Annotated in this window: 1 protein-coding gene; it reads left to right on the forward strand. The window is 37.2% G+C overall.

The genetic code is table 11. From position 1 onward, the window contains the following. Positions 1-83: 83 nt before the first annotated feature. Positions 84-953 (forward strand): DNA adenine methylase, encoded by an 870-nt coding sequence (locus P5674_RS24735; RefSeq protein WP_190490193.1) that lies wholly within the window; start codon positions 84-86, stop codon positions 951-953. The last annotated feature ends 449 nt before the right edge of the window (positions 954-1,402 follow it).

A 1,402-nucleotide genomic window follows, 5' to 3' on the forward strand; every position in this document is an offset into this window, starting at 1 on the left:
CTCTTCCAATTAACAGAGATGATATTGATGATGATGGTTGGAGAAAACCCTAACATCAATTATTAATTAATGAAATCACAACAATGAAACCTTTACTAAGTTATTACGGGGGAAAGCAACGAATAGGTTCTAAAATATTGCAATATTTACCACCACACAAAATATATGTAGAACATTTTTCCGGTGGAGCTACTTTGTTATTTTTAAAACCATTACCTACCGTAACCAATCAACACGATTATAGAGAGTGCATTAACGATACAAGCAACCTTTTAATCAACTTGTATAGAGTAGCCAAAAAATACCCTATTGAACTTAATAATGAAATTCAAGCTACATTATATAGTCAATCTGACTACAGAAAATCTCAAGCAATATGTAAACAACCGGAAGGCTTTTCAGACATTGAAAAAGCTTGGGCATACTATGTCAATATCAACCAATCATTTGCCAACGCTAGGCAGGGGTGGGGTTTCAGTAAAAAAAGCGAAAACCGAGCGATGACATTCACAAATAAAAAAGCTAGGCTATCTGAAGCGTTGGAAAGGTTAGAAAAGGTTTACATTTCCTGCGAGGATGCTATTAAGTGTATTGAAAGGTGGGATTCACCTAATACACTATTCTATTGTGACCCGCCTTATTCCGGTAGTACACAAGGTCACTATAGCGGCTACACGATTAAAGATTGGACAAAACTATGTCATACATTAGATTGCATAACAGGCAATTACATTGTATCGAATTATCATCAGATGATTGAACCTCAATCATTTACACAAAAAATAGAAATAAATACAGTCATGTCCGCTAGTCACAAGAAAGACGTAAAAAAGAAACGAACTGAAGTGTTATGGGTTAAAAGTAACTTAGACGGTTTTAATCAACTTCCTGGGTTAATTAACTCAGAGGTCTATAATTGTTTACTTAATACATGGGGTCAACCTAAACCCTAACACCTAACAGCTACCCCAATAACTTAAATGTCCCCTATGGTTTCTGACTGTAGGGGTTCATTCATATTATCTGTTTTCGATATCGAAAATACGATATCGAAAATTATTTATATGCTTACCCCCCTAGTTTACCCACAATAGACGGGTTAAGATTTTGGCTTAGTGCTTTATTAGGGGTACTGGGTTCCGCCTGGGATGATTACCACCAAAAATTGGAGACTTGTCTAGCGGTATGTAGGTATCGGTTTCGATGGGGAATCAATTCTCTAGGATTATGTAGGTATCAGCGAGAGATGACGAAACAAGTCACCAGTTGAAAAGTTGTTTGGGGGTATCGCTTCAGTATGTCATAGCCAGGTTAGTCGTGATTATGCGATCGCATTTTGTTGGTAGCGAGTAGGCTCCTCAATATTTCACCAATAATCTGACTCCCATAGGGAACCAGGTAG

Source organism: Limnospira sp. PMC 289.06, from assembly GCF_032350395.1.
GTDB classification, from domain to species: domain Bacteria; phylum Cyanobacteriota; class Cyanobacteriia; order Cyanobacteriales; family Microcoleaceae; genus Limnospira; species Limnospira platensis.